Source organism: Micromonospora sp. NPDC049203 (genome assembly GCF_043197215.1).
In the GTDB taxonomy this organism is placed as follows: domain Bacteria; phylum Actinomycetota; class Actinomycetes; order Mycobacteriales; family Micromonosporaceae; genus Micromonospora.
Map to the genome: position 1 here is coordinate 115,376 of NZ_JBICSV010000008.1, position 17,925 is coordinate 133,300.

The following is a 17,925-nucleotide window of genomic DNA, read 5'->3' on the forward strand; positions in this document are numbered from 1 at the left end:
AGGAGTCTACGGAGCCGCACACTGGATGCCGTGAGATGCCTCGTCACCGGCGCGACCGGCTACATCGGCGGACGCCTCGCGCCCCGGCTGCTGGCCGAGCGGCACTCCGTACGCTGCCTGGCCCGCACGGCCGGGCGGCTGCGGGACGTGCCCTGGGCGGCCGAGGCGGAGGTCGTCGAGGGCGACCTGCGCCGCCCGGAGACGCTGCCGTCCGCGTTCGAGGGCGTGGAGGTGGCGTACTACCTGGTCCACTCGCTCGGCCAACGCGGCTTCGAGGCGGCCGACCGGGAGGCGGCGACCAACTTCGCCGAGGCGGCGCGCGCCGCGGGCGTACGCCGGATCGTGTATCTCGGCGGGCCGGAGCCGGCGGAGCGCGACGGCCTGCCCTCGGCGCACCTGCGCTCCCGGGCGGAGGTCGCGCGGATCCTGCTGGACAGCGGCGTGCCCACAGCGGTGCTGCGCGCCGCGGTGATCATCGGATCCGGCTCGGCCTCGTTCGAGATGCTGCGCTACCTGACCGAGCGGCTGCCGGCGATGGTCACCCCGCGCTGGGTGCGCAACCGGATCCAGCCGATCGCGGTCCGGGACGTGCTGCGCTACCTGGTCGGCTGCGCGCACCTGCCGGCGGAGGTGAACCGGGCCTTCGACATCGGCGGCCCGGACGTGCTGACCTTCACCGAGATGATGCAGCGCTACGCCCGGGTGGCCGGGCTGCGGCCCCGGGTCATCCTGCCGGTGCGCCCGCTCACCCCGTCGCTCTCCTCGCACTGGGTCGGCCTGATCACGCCGGTGCCGAACGCGATCGCCCGGCCGCTGGTGGAGAGCCTGGTGCACGAGGCGGTGGCGCACGAGCACGACATCGCCGCGTACGTGCCGGACCCGCCCGAAGGGCTGACCGGCTTCGACCAGGCGGTCGCGCTGGCGCTCACAAAGGTGCGCGACGCGCAGGTGGAGACGCGCTGGTCGAACGCGAGCGGGCCGGACGCGCCCGCCGAGCCGCTGCCGTCGGACCCGCGCTGGTCCGGCGGCACCGCGTACACAGACATGCGGGAGCGGGCGGTGGCCGCGCCACCGGACGCGCTGTGGCGGGTCATCGAGGGCGTCGGCGGCGAGCACGGCTGGTACTCGTTCCCGCTGGCCTGGTCGGTGCGCGGCTGGATGGACCGGCTGGTCGGCGGCGTCGGGCTGCGCCGGGGACGGCGTGACCCGCACCGCCTCCAGGTCGGCGAGGCGCTCGACTTCTGGCGGGTCGAGGAGATCGTCCCGGGCGAGCTGCTGCGGCTGCGCGCCGAGATGCGGCTGCCCGGCCGGGCCTGGCTGGAGATGCGCGCCGAGCCGGACGGCAACGGCGGCAGCCGCTACGTCCAGCGCGCCGTGTTCCTCCCGCGCGGGCTGCCCGGCCACCTCTACTGGGCCTCGGTGGCCCCGTTCCACGCCGTCGTCTTCGGCGGCATGGCCCGCAACATCGCCCGGGGCGCCGAACACCCGGCCGGTTAGGACGGAGAGCCGCTCGGCAGCGCGGGGCCGAGGAGCAGTCCCCCGTCGATGACGTACTCGGCGCCGGTGATGAAGGCGGCGTCCGGCGACGTGAGGAACAACAGCAGCGCGGTGACGTCGGCGGGCTGCCCGAGTCGCGGTACGGCGAATGGCTCGGGCGAGTAGAAGTCGGCGATCGGGGCGTCGCTGCCGGCCGCCGGCTCGGTGATGAACGGGGTGTCGATCACGCCGGGGTGGATCGCGTTGACGCGGATGTTGTCGCGGCCAAGCTCCAGCGCGGCGGTCCGGGTGAGCCCTCGTAGCGCCCACTTGCCGGCGACGTAGGGCGCGTAGAAGGCGGTGCCGCCGAAGCCCATGGTGGAGCCGATGTTGACGATCGCTCCTCCGCCCGCGCGCCGCAGCGCCGGGGCGGCCGCCCTGATGCCGAGGAAGGTGCCGGTGAGGTTGACGTCGAGGATGCGAGCCCAGGTGGCCCGGTCGGTGGACTCGATGAGGGCCGGTGGGTTCTGCACCCCGGCGTTGTTGACCAGGACCGTGAGCGCGCCGAACGCCTTCTCGGTCTCCGCGACGGCGGCGGCCCACGACTCCTCCCGGGAGACGTCCAGGGAGACGAACCGTGCCCGGTGGCCCAGCTCGGCGGCGAGGCCGGCGCCCCGCTCGGCGTCGATCGCACCGATGACGACGTTTGCGCCTTCGGCGTGCAGGGCGCGAACGTGGCTGGCCCCCTGCCCGCCGGTGCCGCCGGTCACGAGAACTGTCTGATTGGCGAAGCGGGACATCGGATCCTCCGGTACGTGCGGTACGACAACCCGGGAAACGGGTGGTGAGTCAATTGACTCACCACTCCGAAGCTACGCCGCCGCACGTGGTGAGTCAACCCACTCACCTCGCTACGATGGGCGCATGACCCCAGCGCCGTCGGCCTATCACCAGCGCGTGGCGGAGGAGAAGCGCGCGCTGATCGTGCAGGCCGCCACCGAGCTCTTCCTGGAGTTGGGCTACGACCGGGCCTCACTGGCACGCGTCGCCGCCGGCGCCGGCGTGTCGAAGGCGACGCTGTTCAAGCAGTTCCCGACGAAGGCGGCATTGTTCGACGCGATCGTCGTCGACTCGTGGGCCCGCAACGACGTCGCCGACGTGCCGCCCACCGGTGACCTGGTGGCCGGCTTGACGGTTCTCGGGCGGCACTACGCGACGCTGTTGAGCCGGCCGGAGATGACCGACCTGTTCCGCATCGTGATCGCCGAGATGCCACGCTTTCCCGAACTGGCCAGAGCGCACTTCGCGCAGGGCAAACTGCCGTACTTCGAGTCCGTCCGGCTCTACCTCGTGGCCGAGCACGAGGCCGGAGTCGCGGACGTCGCCGACCCGGAGTTGGCAGCCACGCACTTCCTCGGGATGATCTCCAATTACCTGCTCTGGCCGCGCCTGGTCCTCCCGGACTGGACGGTCACCCCCGAGCGCACGGCAGCTGTCGTCGACGAAGCCGTCCGGACCATGGTCGCTCGGTACGGCAGGTCGACGAGCTGACTCTCAGTTGCCGGTGCGCGGGCTGGTGTGCTGGAAGGCCACGGCCTGGCCCGGCGGGACGAAGTCGCGTACCGGCTCGTCGCGCAGCGACCACGCCAGGATGCGGCCCACGGCGGCGATCTGCCGCTTCTGCACGCCACCACCGACCGCGTCCCGGGGATCGTCCGGGTTCGCGGCGATCGTCGCCACCGACAGCTGCGGGGTGAACGCCACGACCGTCTCGGTGGCGTTCCGCTCCGAGCTGCCGGTCTTGCCCGCCACCGGCCGGCGCAGGCCCGGGGCCAACTCCTCGGCCGTGCCGCCGTCGCAGCGCCGGTACATCGACTGGTCGCCGACCGGGCAGCGGCTGGCGTCGGCCGCCGCGCGGGCCACCTCGGTGTCCAGCACCTGCCGGCAGTCGGCGTTCCCGGCCGCGACCCTGCGGCCGGACGGGTCGGTGATCGAGGTGACCGGCGTGGGCCGGCACCACGTGCCCTCGGCGGCCACCGCGGCGTATGCGCCGGCCAGGTCCAGCGGCGTGGTGGCGGAGACGCCGAGCGTGAACGGCCCCCAGCTCTTGGCACCCTCGCGGGCCATCCGGGCATCCGCCGGAGCGCGGAACACGATGCCCAGCCGCTGGGCCATCTCGACCACCCGGTCCGCGCCGACGCGCTCGGTCAGCCAGGCGAAGTACGTGTTCACCGAGCGCCCGAACGCGTCCCACATGTCCCGGTCGCCGTCCATCCAGGAGGCGTTGGCGTTCTCCGGGCACCACCGGCCGCCGCAGCTCGCCGGGCCGGCGCCGACCGGGTACTGCGTCACGTAGACGCGCGGGGCGTCGAACTCGGTGTCCAGCGGCAGCCCGGACTCCAGCGCGGCCAGCAGCGCGAACAGCTTGAACGTCGAGCCCGCCTGGTAGCCGGTGATGCCGCCACCGCCGGCCACGAGCTGGTTGACCGTGTTCGGGTAGTTCTGCTGCCCGTCCGGGTTGGCGGCCGCGCCGTAGGCGCGGTTCACCGCCATCGCCAGCACCCGGCCGGTACCCGGTTGCACCACGGCCGTCGGCGCCGCGCGGGCGATCGTCTCCGGGTAGATCTCCCGCACCTGCTCGCTCGCCTTGGCCTGCACGTCAGGGTCGAGCGAGGACACGATCTTCCAGCCGCCGCGGCGCAGTGTGCGCTGCCGTTCGTCGGCGGTCTCGCCGAACGCCGGCTGGGCGTTCCACCACTGCGTGAACCAGTCGCAGAAGAAGCCCCAGTCGTTGTGCTCGGCGGAGACCGCGGCGCAGTCGTTGGGGGTGGTGTTCGGCTTGAGGGCCAGTTCCGTCGCCTTCGCCGCCTCGGCGTCCGCCGCGCCGACCCGGCCGGTCTCCACCATCCGGTCCAGCACGTACGCCCGGCGCTGCCGGGCCGAGTCGGCGTCGCCGCTGATCGGGTCGTCGGCCGGGGAGCGGACCAGCCCGGCGAGCAGCGCGGCCTGAGCCAGCGTGAGCCGGTCCGGCGTGGTGGAGAAGTAGCGCTTGCTGGCGGCGGCGATCCCGTACGCCCCGGCGCCGAAGTACGCGATGTTCAGGTAGCGCCCGAGGATCTCGTCCTTGCCGACCTGCCGTTCCAGCGTCAGCGCGTACCGCATCTCGCGGATCTTGCGACCGACGGTGATCTCGGTGGCGGCGGCGCGCTGCTCCTCGGTCAGCCGGGGGTCACCGGCCAGCGCGTTGCGCACGTACTGCATGGTCAGCGTGGAGGCGCCCTGGCGGGTGCCCTCGCGGCGGTTGGCGGTGAACGCCCGCGCCACGCCGCGCACGTCCACGCCGTGGTGCTCGTAGAAGCGCACGTCCTCGGCGGCCACGATGGCGTCGCGCATCACCGGTGCCACCTCGCCGACCGGCACGTCCACCCGGTCCTCGACGTAGAACGAGGTGATCAGCGTCCGCCCGTCGCTCGCGTACAGGTTGGAGCGCTGCGCCGGCTGCGGCGTCCTGAGCGCCTCCGGCAGCGCCGTGTACGGCATCAGGTTCTTCACGCCCAGCCCGAAGACGAGCGCGGCCGGCAGTGCGGCGGCGGCCAGGGCCAGTCCGGCGAGCACGCCGGCCAGCACAACGGTGAACAGCTTGTCGAGATAGGCCCGGTTCATCAGCTCTCCCCGCAGGAGCCGGCCGTACGGACCCGTTCAGAATGGCCCGAATGTGCGCTTTGGCCGCCACCTTCCGAGAAAGGCGCAGAAAGTTCGCGAGGAAGGATGAATCTCAGGGCAACAGCGCGGCAGCCAGCGGCTGCACCGTCTCCTCGATCTCGTCCGCGACCCGGCTGAAGCACTGGTCGCCCCGGCCCCACGGGTCGTCCAGATCGTCTGTGGGCAGCGCGGAGGCGTTCTGCCGGGCCGCGTCGACGGCCGCGACGAGGGCGACACCGCGCGCGTGGACCGCGTCCGGCGTCGGCTCGGCCGGCGGCAGGGCGGCGCGGTCCAGCCCGCCGAGCAGGCGGCCGAACTCACCGAGGACGAACGTGCGCGCGGCGGCGTCCGGCCGCAACGCCACCACGTACTCCTGCTGGTCGGCCGTGGCGGTGAGCACCAGGTCGGCGGCGTCGATCAGATCGGAGCGCAGACGCCGGGCGGCGAACCCCTCGGTGTCGCCGCCGCGCGAGACCACCTGCCGGGCGGCGGGCGGGTTCATCTCCTCCCCCGCGTGCCAGCCGCCGGTGCCGGCGCTGTGGCTGTGCACCAGCGCGTCCGACCCGGCCGGGTCGACGTCGAGGCGGGCCAGCCGCTCGCGGACCGCGAGCAGCAGCAGCCGCTCGGCCATCGGCGACCGGCAGATGTTGCCCATGCAGACGTGCAGGACGGTGAAGGGCGGCACTCAGACCCCCCGCTCGTCGAGGATGTCCGGCACGACCTCCCGCAGCTTCGCCAGCGTCACCGCGCCCTCGCGCAGCACCCGCGGCACGTCGCCGGTCAGGTCGACGATGGTGCTCGGCACCGGGTCCACCGCCGGCCCGGCCTCCAGGTACGCCCGGACGCCGTAACCGAGCTGGTCGCGCGCCTCCTCGGCGGTGAGCGCGGCGGGCTGGCCGACCTTGTTCGCCGAGGCGACCGCCATCGGCCCGGTCTCGCGCAGCACCTCCAGCGCCACCGGGTGCAGCGGCATCCGCACCGCCACCGTGCCGCTGTTGTCGCCCAGGTCCCAGGCGAGGCTCGGCGAGTGCTCCACCACGATGGTCAGCGCGCCCGGCCAGAACGCCTCGACCAGGTCGCGGGCCGCGCCGGGCAGCGAGAAGACCAGGCCGTCGAGCGTGTGCCGGGAGCCGATGAGCACCGGGGGCGCCTGCCGGGCGCCACCCTTGGTGTCCGCCAGAGCCTTCACCGCGTACGGGGTGAAGGCGTCCGCCCCGACGCCGTAGACCGTGTCGGTCGGCAGGACGACGAGTTCCCCGTTCTTGACGGCCTCGATGGCAGCGGCGATGCCGCGGTCCCGGTCGGCGAGCGACCGACAGTCGTAGAGCATCACGAGGAGTCAGTCTGCCACGCCCGGCCGGGGTCGGGGTGGGTGCCGTCCGCCCGCCGGGACGCGCTCGCCCAGCGGGGCCGCCCGGCCAGGTCCCGGTGCTCCTCGACCCGGTCGTAGCGGCCGTCACCGCGCAGCAGCGCCGGCACCTCCTCCGCGTGCGTGTCGTCGTGCTCGACGCCGATCACGCCGCCCGGGCGCAGCAGCTCGGCGGCCCGGCGCACCACCGGGCGGATCACGTCCAGCCCGTCCGCGCCGCCGAACACCGCCTCGTCCGGATCGTGCCCGGCCACCTCCGGCGGCACGATCACCGACCTCGGCACGTACGGCGGGTTGCAGAGCAGCACGTCGACCCGCCCGGCCAGGCCGGCCAGCAGCTCCGGGTCGGTCACGTCGGCGGCCACCACCTCGACCGGCCGGTCCCCGGCGGCGGCCCGGTCCGCCGCGTTGCGACGCAGCCAGGCCAGCGCGGCCGGGGACCGCTCCACCGCCACCACCCGGGCCGCGGGCACCTCCTGCGCGACGGCGAGGGCGATCGCGCCGGAACCACTGCACAGGTCGACCACGAGCGGCGCGGCGTGCTCCCGGGCCCGCTCGACGCCCCAGCCGGCCAGCAGTTCGGTCTCCGGCCGGGGCACGAAGACACCCGGCCCGACCGCCAGCTCCAGGTGCCGGAAACCGGCCGAGCCGAGCAGGTGCTGCAACGGCTCCCGGGTCACCCGCCGCCCGACGAGGGCGTCCAGGCGGTCACGCTGCGCCGGGGTGAAGCCGTCGGCGAGCGCCAGCCGGCCACGCGGCACGTCGAGGACGTACGCGGCCAGCTGCTCGGCCTCGGCGCGGGGCGCCTCGACGCCGGCCGCCGCGAGCGCGCGCGCCACCCGGTTGATCACCAGCGAGGGGCGTTCGCGTTCTGTCCCTTCGGACGGGTGTTGCGGGAGTGCTGTCACGCAATAATCATGAGGCGTCGCGGCCCACCTCACGAACGGGTGCGTCCGGGCGCACACCGCAGGGAGGTCGCGAGTGGGCTGGCTCGACCAGGTCGAGGACCAGGTTGACGCTCTCCGACGCGCTCGGTCCCTCCAGGAAGCCAGCCGGTCCGCGGAGGCGTGCGCCCTGCTCGACCGCGTCATCCGCACCACGGCCGACCCGTACGCCCGCGCCGACGCGCTCGTGCAACGCCTGTCCGCGCTGATCAACCTCGGCCGGACCGCCGAGTTCACCAGGGCCGTCGAGGACGCCTCCGCCGCCGTACGCGACCTGGCCGAGCCCTACCTGCACGGGCACCTCAACGCGCTGGCCGCGCTCGCCGCCCACCACCAGGGCGCGCTCGACAGGTGCGTGACGCACCTGGTCCGGGCCGCCCGCGCGCTCGGCGCCGACGACACCCCCGACCGGGACACCGCCTGGGGCTGGCACGACCTGGCGATGGCGTACTCGTACCTCAGCTTCCACGGCCACGCGCTCGGCGCGATCGAGCGCGCCCGGGAGGTCGGGCTCAGCGTCGGCATCCCCGAGGAGACGTTCGCCGCGCCGGGCATCCGGCTGCGTAACGCGGTCGCGCTCGACCACAACGGCGACAGCGACGGCTGCCTGCGGGTGCTGCGCGACGTGGCCGGCGACCTGGCCCGGTTCCTGCGCGGCGGGCGGGCCGGCAACCTGCGCCCGAGCAGCCTGGCCGCGTACGGCTACGCCGCCGCCCGCCGGGCCGCGCTCGGCGACCGGGTGGAGTCCGCCGGGGACGCCGACCCGAACCGGCTGCTCGGCCACGGCGGGGACAGCGCCCGCGCCCGCGACCTGCGCCAGCTCGGTCAGGTCTGCCTGGCGGTGGCCGACGGCCGTCCGATCGAGGCGGTCACCCGGCTGGACTCGCTCCGGGTCTCCGCCGAGACGCTCGGCGCGGCCGAGGCGCCCCGGCTGCGCAGCGTGGCGCTGGCCCGGGCCGGTGACCACGCGGGCGCGCACCGGGCCGACCGGCACGCGTTCCGGCTGGCGGCACAGCGCAGCGACCGGCTGCGGGACGTCTACATCGACGGCATCGCCGCCCGGATCGACCACGAGGAGATGCGCCGCGAGGCGGCCCGGTACGAGGGCGAGGCGCTCACCGATCCGCTCACCGGCCTGCCCAACCGTCGCCGGCTGGAGCGCTACCTGGGCGCTGTGGTGTCCCGGGGCGAGCGGGTGGTGATCGGCGTCTGCGACCTCGACGGGTTCAAGGCGGTGAACACCCGCCACGGCCACCACTCCGGTGACCTCGTGCTGCAACGGGTGGCCGGGGTGATCAACCGGGTGATGCGGCGGGGCGACTTCGTGTCCCGCTACGGCGGCGACGAGTTCGTCGTGGTGCTGCCCGACACGGTCATGCCGGAGGCGGTCGAGGTGGCCCGCCGGATCGAGGCGGCCGTCCGCACCGAGGACTGGGAGTCCCTGGTGCCGGGCACGCCGGTCGGGGTGACCATCGGCTTCGCGGAGGTCGACGGCAGCACCACGGTGAGCGTCCGGGAGGCGCTCGGCGCCGCGTTCGAGCTGGCCGACCGGGAGATGCTGCGCGCCAAGGCCCGGTTGCGGGCGAGCTGAGCGGTAAGGAAGGGCCCCCTGTTAACGCCTCCGGTAGAGCAGGGGCCCCCGCTTAACACCCCGTGCGGTCAGCGGCGGGACAGCTCGGTCTCGCCGGCCAGCCGGGCCGCGCGGTCCGCCTCGGCCAGGGCGTCGAGCACCCCGTCCAGCTCGCCGGCCAGGGCCAGGTCCAGGTTGTACGCGGTGTAGCCGATGCGGTGGTCGGTGATCCGGTTCTGCGGGAAGTTGTAGGTGCGGATCCGCTCGGACCGGTCCACGGTGCGGACCTGCGCCTTGCGGGCGTCCGACGCCGCCGCGTCCGCCTGCTCCTGGGCGGCGGCGAGCAGCCGGGCGCGCAGGATGCGCATGGCCTGCTCCCGGTTCTGCAGCTGGGACTTCTCGTTCTGGCAGGAGACCACGATGCCGGTCGGCACGTGGGTGATGCGGACCGCCGAGTCGGTGGTGTTCACCGACTGCCCACCGGGGCCGGACGAGCGGAACACGTCGATGCGCAGCTCGTTCGGGTCGATGGTGACGTCCACGTCCTCCGCCTCGGGCAGCACCAGCACCCCGGCGGCGCTGGTGTGGATGCGGCCCTGCGACTCGGTGACCGGTACGCGCTGCACCCGGTGCACGCCGCCCTCCCACTTGAGCCGGGACCAGACGCCGTTGCCGCCCTCCGGCACGCCCTTGCTCTTGATCGCCAGCGAGACGTCCTTGACGCCGCCGAGGTCGGAGTCCTGCGCGTCGATCACCTCGGTGACCCAGCCGTGCCGCTCGGCATACCTGGTGTACATCCGCAGCAGGTCACCGGCGAACAGCGCGGACTCCTCGCCGCCCTCACCGGCCTTGATCTCGACGATCACGTCCTTGGCGTCGTGCGGGTCGCGCGGGATGAGCAGTTCCGCGAGCTGTTCCTCAAGGGCCGGCAGGGAAGCGGCGATGGTGTCCGCCTCGGCGGCGAACGACGCGTCCTCGGCGGCCAGTTCCCGGGCGGCGGTCAGGTCGGCGCGGGCCTGCTCCAGCTCGCCGGCCGCCTTGTGCAGCGGAACCAGTTCGGCGTATCGACGGCCGACCCGCCGGGCGGTGCCCTGGTCGGCGTGGATGGCCGGGTCGGCCAGCCGCCGCTCCAGCTCGGCGTACTCGTCGAGGAGGGCGGCCAGGCGCTCACTGCTCATGCTGCGGGTGCTCCTTGGTGATGAAACCGGCGCAAACGGACGAACGCCCGCGCCCGGCAAAAGCCGGACACGGGCGTCGTCGACGGAGCTACTTGGCCTTCTTGGCCTGAACCTTGGCGTACTTCTGCTGGAACTTCGCGACCCGGCCGGCGGTGTCCAGCACGCGCTGCTTACCGGTGTAGAACGGGTGGCAGGCGCTGCAGGTCTCGACGCTGATGGCGCCGCCCTTGGCGGTGCTGCGGGTCGTGAAGGAGTTGCCGCAGGAGCAGCGGACCTCGGTGGTCGCGTACTCCGGGTGGATGTTGGGCTTCATGTCGCCTCGGTCCTTTCGTCGGTGGTCGCCGGGTCGCCGTCGGTGCTCCCCGCCGTCACGACGGGCTCGGGCGTGAACCGGAACCGGTGGCCGATTGACCAGTCTGCCACGGGCGTCTTTCACCCGGCACAGGAGGTCCGCCACCTCCAACGCCGGCCCACCCCTCAGCATTCCCACCCCCACCCCACCCACTCCCCCGGCCCACCCGCGCCCACCCACCACCCGCCCGCCCCGGGCCCCGCCCCGAGCCCGGCGATCATGAACTTAGCGGCACATCCCGCCCCCTTTGTCCAGGCCAACTTCATGATCGCCGGAGCGGGAGCCGGGGCCGGGCGAGGGGGCGCGGACTGGGCGAGGGGTGCGGCCGGGGCTCCTCCCCCAGGATGAGGAGCCCCGGTCCGGTCAGGCCGCGGGGGCGCGAACAGCTGCGGCGGTGGTCACAGTCGCCTCGGCCTTCACGCCGTTCACCGTCACCGCCAGCAGGATCTGCGCGCCGGGACGCAGCGCGGTCAGCCGGCCGGTGGCCGGGTCGAACCAGGCGGCGTGCCACGGACGTATGCCGGCGACGCCCCCGATGTGCAGGCTCGGCGAGCCGGACCAGTCGGCGCTGACCGGCGCGGCCACCGGCACCTGCCGCCCGCTCGGCTGGGTGAGCGTGGCCGTGACGTCCACCGGCGAGCCCTGGCGCGCCTGCGCGGGCGCGGTCAGCGCGAGCCGGTCGACGTGCACGTGCGTCTCCGCACTCACCCACGTCGGCCCCTCGGCCAGCGGGTCACGGCGGGCCCGCTCGGCCTCGCCGGGCGTCACCGGGTCCACCCCGAACTCGGTCCAGCCGGTGAACCCGCCAAGCGCGGCCGGGGTGGACGGGTCCTTGCCCGAGTTGCCGTTGATCACGTACGGCACGCCGTCCACCCGGTCGGCGTGGAACGTGCCGACGTGGCCGTTGACCATCAGCGCCCCCTTGCCGGTGCGGTGCTGGAAGTCGGCCAGCCACTGCTCCACGAGCGCCGCCTCCTTGCGGTCGCCGAGCTGGCTGGCCTTGGCCGGGCTGGGGTCGCGCGGCGGGTGGTGGAAGAACACCGCCACCGAACCCACCGAGCGGTCGGCGGCGGCCTGGTCGAGCGTCCGGCGCAGCAGTTCCACCTGGTCGAACCCGCCGCCGCGCAGCGACCCGGTGGCGGTGCTCAGCGTGAGGAACCGGGTGCCCCGGTGGTCGAAGACGCGCGAGGTGTCCCCGAAGACGCTGCGGAAGTTGTCGATCGGCGCGCCCATGATCTCGTGGTTGCCGGGCACGTAGTGGTACGGCACCTCGCCGCCCAGTTCCTCGTCCAGGATGCGCTTGGCCAGCGCGAAGTCCGCCGGGTAGGCGGTGTCCACGAAGTCGCCGTTGATGATCAGGAAGTCCGGCCGGGCGGCGCGGACCTCGCGCAGCGTACGGCGGGCCTGGGCGACCAGGTCGCTGTCCGGGTTCGCGGCGACGAACTGCGCGTCGGAGAGCACCGCGAAGCGCCAGGGCGCCCCGTCCACAGTGCCGTCACGCAGCACCACCCGATCGGTGCGGTTCGGCTCCGGCGGCGCCTGCACGTCCGGCGGCACCCGGGCCACCAGGTCGTCGATCACCACCTCGCTGCGGTACTGCTTGGCCGGGTCGGTCTCGGCCACGTAGAACCGGCGCACCCGCACCGGGTACTGCACGCCCGGCGGTACGGCGAACTCGACGTACTTCCAGCCGGTCCAGTCCAGGTACGGGCCGCGCAACACGAACTGGGTGTCCTGCGCGTCGTGCAGGTGCAGGCTCGGCCACTCGCCGGCGCCGTTCGCCTTGATCCACATCCCGAACGCCTGCGGCTGGCCGGGTACGTCGATCCAGGCGGGCGGGTCGGCGTACGCGGCCCGGGTGCCGGTGGACTGGCTGAAGTCGTACGACATCCGCAGCCCGCCACCGGTGTGCCCCTCGGCCGGGGCGACCGACCCGGAGGCGCGGGCCTGGCTGAACTTCCACGAGGCGGCGTCGTCGAAACCGGCCACCGGCACGTCGGTCAGCCCGACGGTCACCGGCAGGACCGTGCTGCGGTTGCCGACCCGGGCGGTGACCAGCGCCGAGCCGCTCGCGGCAAGCGCCTTGACGGACAGGTTGCCGTCGGCGGTGGGGGTGACGGAGAGCAGGTCGCTGTCGTACTCCAGCTTCAGGTCGGCGGGCTCGATCGGCGCGGTGTTGCCCTCGGCGTCGAAGCCGACCACGCCGAACAGGCCGGTGTCGCCGGCCCGGTCCAGGCCGACCCGGTCGACGGTGCCGTCGATGCGCGCAAGCGGGCCGAGCACCGTCAGCTCGATGGTGCCCCGGGCGCGTCCCCGGGTGGCCGTGACGGTGCTGCGCCCGGGAACCGCGGCCCGGAACACGCCGTCGCCGTCCACCCGGCCGTGGGTGGCGTGCCAGCGCGGCTCGCCGGCGGCCGGGCCGTACGTCTCGTCGTATCCGGCGGCGGTGAGCCGGCGGGTGAGGCCGGGGAAGACCCGGTCCGGCCGGCCGCCGCGCACCGGCGCGACACCGGGTGCGGCGGTCGGGTCGCTGGCGGTCTCCAGCCAGTAGCCGGTGAGCCGGCCGCTGCCCTTCGGCGCGTAGACGGCGAGCCCGTTCGGCACCGGCCGCTCGCTGCCGTCGGACGGGCTGTTCTCCACCTGGACCGTGGCCGCGCCCGGCTCCCGGGCGAGCAGCGTGGACGAGCCGCCGCCGTCGAGGTTGAGCGCGTTCGCGGCGCCCAGCTCGGCCATCATGCGGCCCATCTCGGTCTGGGTGACGCCCCGGCTGTCCACCTGGCGCCCGTCCACCGTCAGCATGATCATCTTGCGCCCGTCGGCGGAGAAGCCGACTGCGGTGCGCGGGGCCAGCGACTCGTCGGCGATGCTCTGCACCACGCCGTCACGGACCAGCACGTTGCCGCCGCCGACGGCGGCGCGCAGGTCACCGCCGTCGGCGGCGCGCGGTCGCCAGGTCAGGTCCACCGCGTCGCCGGGACGCAGCGCGGCGAGCGCGTCGGCGCCGGCCTCGCGGCCGAGCAGCACGGTGCTGCCGGCCGGGATCGGCCCCTCGCCCGCCGTGGTGGCCACGTTCGCCACCCGGCCGCCGGTCACCGTCACCTCGACCGTGCGGGCCGCGCCCTCCACGGCCCGCCTGCGGGTGTACGACCCCCAGAGCGGCGTGAACACGCCCACGCCGTCGCGCTGCACCATGTTGTTGAACTGGGTCAGCGGCACCGGCCCGGCGGGCAGCGTCGCGGTGCCCTCGAAGCCGACCTGGACGACCCGGCCGATGCCCTGAGCGCTGATCCCGACCGCGTTCGGGTGCCCGGCGACCGGCGACTGCACCAGCTCGCCGGAGCGGACGCCGACGCCCTGGGCGGCACCGGAGTTGTTGATGTCGAAGAAGTCGCCGTTCACCGCCGCGACGGCACGGGAGCGGTCCACCGCGGCGCGCAGCGGCTCGTCCTTGGTGACCTCGCCGGAGTTGACGTAGTCGACGGTGAGCCCGCCGGCCAGGTCGGCGGTGAGGGCGTCGGCGCGCAGCCAGCCGGCCGCGTCGTACCTGTCGAAGGAGGTCAGGTCGAGGCCGGGCGCGACCGGCCGGGTGGTCTTGGCGGTCTCCAGGCCGCCGGCCGGTTCCACACCGGCGAGCGCGACGGCGGAGTCAGGGCGGGACGAGGCGCGCGGCGCGTCCTCGGCGGCGGTGGCGGCCGGCGGTGCGGCAGCCGGCGGCCCGGCGGCCGTGGCGGCGGACGGCGCCGGCGTGGTGATCGTCAGCAACGGCGTCAGCAGCAGGACGCCGGCGAGGCGGGCGGGTCGACTGCGGGTTCGCATGGACGACAGTCAACCCGACGGTGAACAGAAGTTTCAATACCTAACGGCTTAACCGTAGAAAAACTTCACGGGCGGGCCGCCCGGTACGCGACGAGGGGCACGGCCGCGTTCGGCCGTGCCCCTCGTGCGTCGGATCGTCAGCTCACTCGCCCGGAGTGGACTTCGCGATCTGCATCAGGAACTCGATGTTGGTGCGGGACTGCTTGAGCCGGTCCAGCAGGAGGTCGAGCGCCGCCTGCGAGTCCAGCGAGTGCAGCACCTTGCGGAGCTTGTGGATGATCGCCAGCTCCTCCGGCGCGAGCAGGACCTCCTCCTTACGCGTGCCGGAGGGGTTGATGTCGATCGCCGGGAAGACCCGCTTGTCGGCGATCTTCCGGTCCAGCTTCAGCTCGGCGTTACCCGTGCCCTTGAACTCCTCGAAGATGACCGTGTCCGCCATGGACCCGGTCTCCACCAGCGCGGTGGCGAGAATGGTCAGCGAACCGCCGTTCTCGATGTTGCGCGCCGCGCCGAGGAAGCGCTTCGGCGGGTAGAGCGCGGTGGAGTCGATACCACCCGACATGATCCGGCCGCTGGCCGGCGCCGCCAGGTTGTACGACCGCCCGAGCCGGGTCACCGAGTCGAGCAGCACGACCACGTCGTGTCCCAGCTCGACCAGGCGCTTCGCCCGCTCGATCGCCAGCTCCGCGACGGTGGTGTGGTCCTGCGGCGGACGGTCGAACGTGGCCGCGATGACCTCGCCCTTCACCGACCGCTGCATGTCGGTGACCTCTTCCGGCCGCTCGTCGACGAGCACCACCATCAGGTGGCACTCCGGGTTGTTGCGGGTGATCGCGTTCGCGATCGCCTGCAGCACCATCGTCTTACCGGCCTTCGGCGGCGACACGATGAGCGCCCGCTGGCCCTTGCCGATCGGCATGACCAGGTCGATCACCCGGGTGGTGAGGATGTGCGGCTCGGTCTCCAGCCGCAGGCGCTCCTGCGGGTAGAGCGGCGTGAGCTTGTAGAACTCCGGCCGGCGCTTCGCCTCGTCCGGCTCCATCCCGTTGATGGTGTCCAGCCGGACCAGCGGGTTGTACTTGTCGCGCCGCTGCTCGCCGTCCCGCGCGGCCCGCACGGCGCCGGTGATCGCGTCACCGCGGCGCAGGCCGTACTTCTTGATCTGGGACATCGAGACGTACACGTCGTTCGGGCCGGCGAGGTAGCCGGTGGTCCGGACGAAGGCGTAGTTGTCGAGCACGTCGATGATGCCGGCCACCGGGACGAGCACGTCGTCCTCGCCGACCTGCGGCTCGCGGCCGCCACTGCCACCGCCGTCGCCCTCGCCCCGCTCGCCACGGCCGCGACGACGGTCCCGGAACCGGCTGCGCCGGCCCCGCCGGCCGCCGCCCTCGTCGTCGTCGCCGTCGTTGTCCCGCTCGGCGCGCTGACCCCGGTCGTTGCGGTCACCCCGGTCGTTGCGGTCGCCACGGTCGTTGCGGTCGCCACGGTCGTTGCGGTCGCCCCGGTCGTTACGGTCACCGCCGCGCTCGTTACGGTCGCCGCCGCGCTCGGCCCGCTCGGCCCGCTCGCCACGGTCGCCCCGCTCGTTGCGGTCGCCACGCTCGGCCCGCTCGCCACGGTCACCACGGTCGTTGCGCTCGCCGCGCTCGGCCCGGTCACCGCCGCGCTCGCCACGGTCGGCCCGCTCGCCGCCACGCTCGGCACGCTCACGGCCCCGGCCCTCGTTACGCTCACCGCGCTCGGCCCGGTCACCGCCACGCTCGGCCCGCTCGCCGGTCTCGGCGGGCGCCTCGTCGGCGCGCGTCGTCTCGGCCGGCCGCGCCTCGGCCACCGGCGCCTCGGCCGGTCGCGCCTCGGTGGTCGCGGCGGCAGCCCGGCTGCGGCGACCACGGGTACGACCCTCGGTCACCTCGGCGGCCGGCGCCTGCTCGGCGGGGCGTGCCTCGGCCCGCTCCTCACGGACCTCCGCGTGCACCTCCTCACGGGCGGGAGCGGCAGCCGCCGCCACCTCGGCTCGCGGTCGAGGGGTTCCGGCCGCGGCGCCGCCCTGCTGCCGCTCGGTGATCGCACTGATCAGCTCGCCCTTGCGCATGCGAGCGGTACCAGAGATGCCGAGCGACGCGGCCAGGCTCTGCAGCTCCGGCAGCAGCATCGCCGACAGACCGGTGCCGCTACGCCGGCGGCGCGTGGGGGCGGCGGTGGTGGCATCGCCAGCGACGTTGGAAACATCCGACGTCACGTCGGTGGTGTCGCTCAATGGATTCCTTCCCTCGATAGGCCGGGCTGCCCGGAGTCGTGGAACCAGGTGGCCGGGCGGCCTCGGTGCACCCGCCTCGCATGACGCGTCGCGGGAGTCTGTGACACAGCAGCCGGTGGTTTCCCGACTCACCACCGTCGGTGAGCAGGTCTCGCCGTCTGCGGCGACCTTGGAAACTGCGGCGCGGCGTGGGCCTTGAGCAGGGGTGACGGGCTACCGCCGAGAGCTTCGGGGGTGCGCCGAACCGCAGGAAGATCGCATGCTTCGCGGCTGTGCTAGGTCTAGAGCGTAATCGCCTCGTCCGACCTGCGGCAACAGGGCCCCGCTCGGCGTGTCAAAGTCTACCCCGGATGACCCGGGCACCGCTGACATCTATCGGCAACTCCCAGCGCCGCCAGTCTGTTCCCGCCTGGAAGTCCGCTGAGACCCGGGAGAGCGCCAGCACGGTCGGACCCGCCCCGCTGACCACAGCCGCCACACCCGCCGCACGCAGCGCGGCGACGAGTGCCGCCGTGGCGGGCATGCCCGGGGCCCGCTGGTCCTGGTGCAGCCGGTCGACGGTGGCGGGAAGCAGCAGCGCGGGGTCGGCGGTGAGCGCGTGCACCAGCAGGGCCGCCCGGCCGGCGTTCGAGGCCGCGTCGGCGTGCGGCACGGTGGCCGGGAGCGCCGCCCGGGCCACCGAGGTCAGGCCCCGCTCGGCGGGCACGAACACCGTCGGGCGCACGGCCGCCGCCACCGGCAGCGACACCGCCCGCGCCCCGCCCGGTTCCGTCCAGGCGATCGTGAAGCCGCCGAGCAGGCAGGGCGCGACGTTGTCCGGATGCCCCTCCAGCTCGGCCGCCAGCCGCAGCGCGGCGTCGTCGTCCATCCGCCGCTCGCCGCCTGCAACCAGCGCGCGGGCCGCCAGCACCCCGGCCACGATCGCCGCCGACGACGAGCCGAGCCCGCGGGCCTGCGGGATGCGGTTGACGCACTCCAGCGCCAGGCCGGCCGGCTGCGCGCCGAGCGCGTCGAAGGTGGCCCGCATGGCGGTGACGATCAGGTGCCGCTCGTCCGACGGCAGCTCGCCGGCGCCCTCGCCGGTGACCGACACCCGCACGCCGCCGTCCGTCACCTCGGCCGTGACGTCGTCGTGGCGGCCGAGGGCCAGCCCGAGCGCGTCGAAGCCGGGGCCCAGGTTGGCGCTGGTCGCGGGCACCCGGACCCGTACCGGGCCGGGGATGAATGTGGTCGGCACCGGCTCATGCTAGGACGTACG

At 74.1% G+C, this 17,925-nt stretch carries 13 protein-coding genes; 3 read left to right on the forward strand and 10 right to left on the reverse strand.

The features are described 5' to 3' along the window. Nucleotides 1–30: 30 nt before the first annotated feature. Entirely contained in the window at nt 31–1,497 is a 1,467-nt protein-coding gene (locus ACGFIA_RS21835; protein WP_357474663.1) for an SDR family oxidoreductase, read from the forward strand. Here the strand turns inward: ACGFIA_RS21835 and ACGFIA_RS21840 are convergent. Next, entirely contained in the window at nt 1,494–2,276 is a 783-nt protein-coding gene (locus ACGFIA_RS21840) for an SDR family oxidoreductase (protein ID WP_357474660.1), read from the reverse strand. The genes ACGFIA_RS21835 and ACGFIA_RS21840 overlap by 4 nt on opposite strands. A 124-nt stretch (nt 2,277–2,400) precedes the next feature. Here ACGFIA_RS21840 and ACGFIA_RS21845 point away from each other — a divergent pair, with 124 nt between their 5' ends. Further along, a complete protein-coding gene (locus tag ACGFIA_RS21845; RefSeq protein ID WP_357474657.1) occupies nt 2,401–3,027 on the forward strand; it encodes a TetR/AcrR family transcriptional regulator in 627 nt (208 codons plus the stop codon). A gap of 3 nt (nt 3,028–3,030) precedes the next feature. On the opposite strand, the gene ACGFIA_RS21850 is transcribed toward ACGFIA_RS21845, so the two are convergent. From ACGFIA_RS21850 to prmC, 4 genes are all read right to left on the reverse strand, one after another. Next, nucleotides 3,031–5,139: a transglycosylase domain-containing protein gene (locus ACGFIA_RS21850; RefSeq protein WP_357383889.1), complete on the reverse strand. Its 2,109-nt coding sequence runs from the start codon at nt 5,137–5,139 to the stop codon at nt 3,031–3,033. Nucleotides 5,140–5,251: 112 nt separating this feature from the next. Next, nucleotides 5,252–5,863, reverse strand: a complete 612-nt coding sequence (locus ACGFIA_RS21855) for a phosphotyrosine protein phosphatase (protein WP_357383887.1) — start codon at nt 5,861–5,863, stop codon at nt 5,252–5,254. Then, the gene (locus ACGFIA_RS21860) at nt 5,864–6,508 is read right to left on the reverse strand and encodes an L-threonylcarbamoyladenylate synthase (RefSeq protein WP_393261709.1); all 645 of its coding nucleotides are present in this window, start codon (nt 6,506–6,508) and stop codon (nt 5,864–5,866) included. Next, nucleotides 6,508–7,455 (reverse strand): peptide chain release factor N(5)-glutamine methyltransferase, encoded by a 948-nt coding sequence (gene prmC, locus ACGFIA_RS21865; protein WP_357383885.1) that lies wholly within the window; start codon nt 7,453–7,455, stop codon nt 6,508–6,510. The genes ACGFIA_RS21860 and prmC overlap by 1 nt, the downstream gene beginning before the upstream one ends. A gap of 73 nt (nt 7,456–7,528) precedes the next feature. Here prmC and ACGFIA_RS21870 point away from each other — a divergent pair, with 73 nt between their 5' ends. Next, nucleotides 7,529–9,082 (forward strand): GGDEF domain-containing protein, encoded by a 1,554-nt coding sequence (locus ACGFIA_RS21870; RefSeq protein WP_357383882.1) that lies wholly within the window; start codon nt 7,529–7,531, stop codon nt 9,080–9,082. Nucleotides 9,083–9,150: 68 nt separating this feature from the next. Here ACGFIA_RS21870 and prfA read toward each other — a convergent pair whose 3' ends face one another. From prfA to thrB, 5 genes are all read right to left on the reverse strand, one after another. Further along, the gene (prfA, locus tag ACGFIA_RS21875) at nt 9,151–10,239 is read right to left on the reverse strand and encodes a peptide chain release factor 1 (RefSeq protein WP_393261712.1); all 1,089 of its coding nucleotides are present in this window, start codon (nt 10,237–10,239) and stop codon (nt 9,151–9,153) included. A gap of 88 nt (nt 10,240–10,327) precedes the next feature. Then, nucleotides 10,328–10,552, reverse strand: a complete 225-nt coding sequence (gene rpmE / locus ACGFIA_RS21880; protein ID WP_184688060.1) for a 50S ribosomal protein L31 — start codon at nt 10,550–10,552, stop codon at nt 10,328–10,330. Between the two features lie 402 nt (nt 10,553–10,954). Continuing rightward, nucleotides 10,955–14,407 carry a phosphodiester glycosidase family protein gene (locus ACGFIA_RS21885; protein ID WP_393261717.1) on the reverse strand — a complete coding sequence of 1,151 codons (3,453 nt, stop codon included), beginning with the start codon at nt 14,405–14,407 and terminating at the stop codon, nt 10,955–10,957. A 142-nt stretch (nt 14,408–14,549) separates the two neighbouring features. Then, nucleotides 14,550–16,667 carry a transcription termination factor Rho gene (gene rho / locus ACGFIA_RS21890; protein WP_393261720.1) on the reverse strand — a complete coding sequence of 706 codons (2,118 nt, stop codon included), beginning with the start codon at nt 16,665–16,667 and terminating at the stop codon, nt 14,550–14,552. 334 nt (nt 16,668–17,001) lie between these two features. Beyond that, a complete protein-coding gene (gene thrB / locus ACGFIA_RS21895) occupies nt 17,002–17,904 on the reverse strand; it encodes a homoserine kinase (protein WP_357383874.1) in 903 nt (300 codons plus the stop codon). Nucleotides 17,905–17,925 lie beyond the last annotated feature (21 nt).

Excerpts from the sequence above, each read along its gene's own strand:
- ACGFIA_RS21850 (WP_357383889.1), bottom strand. The coding sequence starts at position 5,139 with ATGAACCGGGCCTATCTCGACAAGCTGTTCACCGTTGTGCTGGCCGGC.
- ACGFIA_RS21845 (WP_357474657.1), top strand. The coding sequence starts at position 2,401 with ATGACCCCAGCGCCGTCGGCCTATCACCAGCGCGTGGCGGAGGAGAAG.
- ACGFIA_RS21840 (WP_357474660.1), bottom strand. The coding sequence starts at position 2,276 with ATGTCCCGCTTCGCCAATCAGACAGTTCTCGTGACCGGCGGCACCGGC.
- prfA (WP_393261712.1), bottom strand. The coding sequence starts at position 10,239 with ATGAGCAGTGAGCGCCTGGCCGCCCTCCTCGACGAGTACGCCGAGCTG.
- rpmE (WP_184688060.1), bottom strand. The coding sequence starts at position 10,552 with ATGAAGCCCAACATCCACCCGGAGTACGCGACCACCGAGGTCCGCTGC.
- ACGFIA_RS21860 (WP_393261709.1), bottom strand. The coding sequence starts at position 6,508 with ATGCTCTACGACTGTCGGTCGCTCGCCGACCGGGACCGCGGCATCGCC.
- ACGFIA_RS21885 (WP_393261717.1), bottom strand. The coding sequence starts at position 14,407 with ATGCGAACCCGCAGTCGACCCGCCCGCCTCGCCGGCGTCCTGCTGCTG.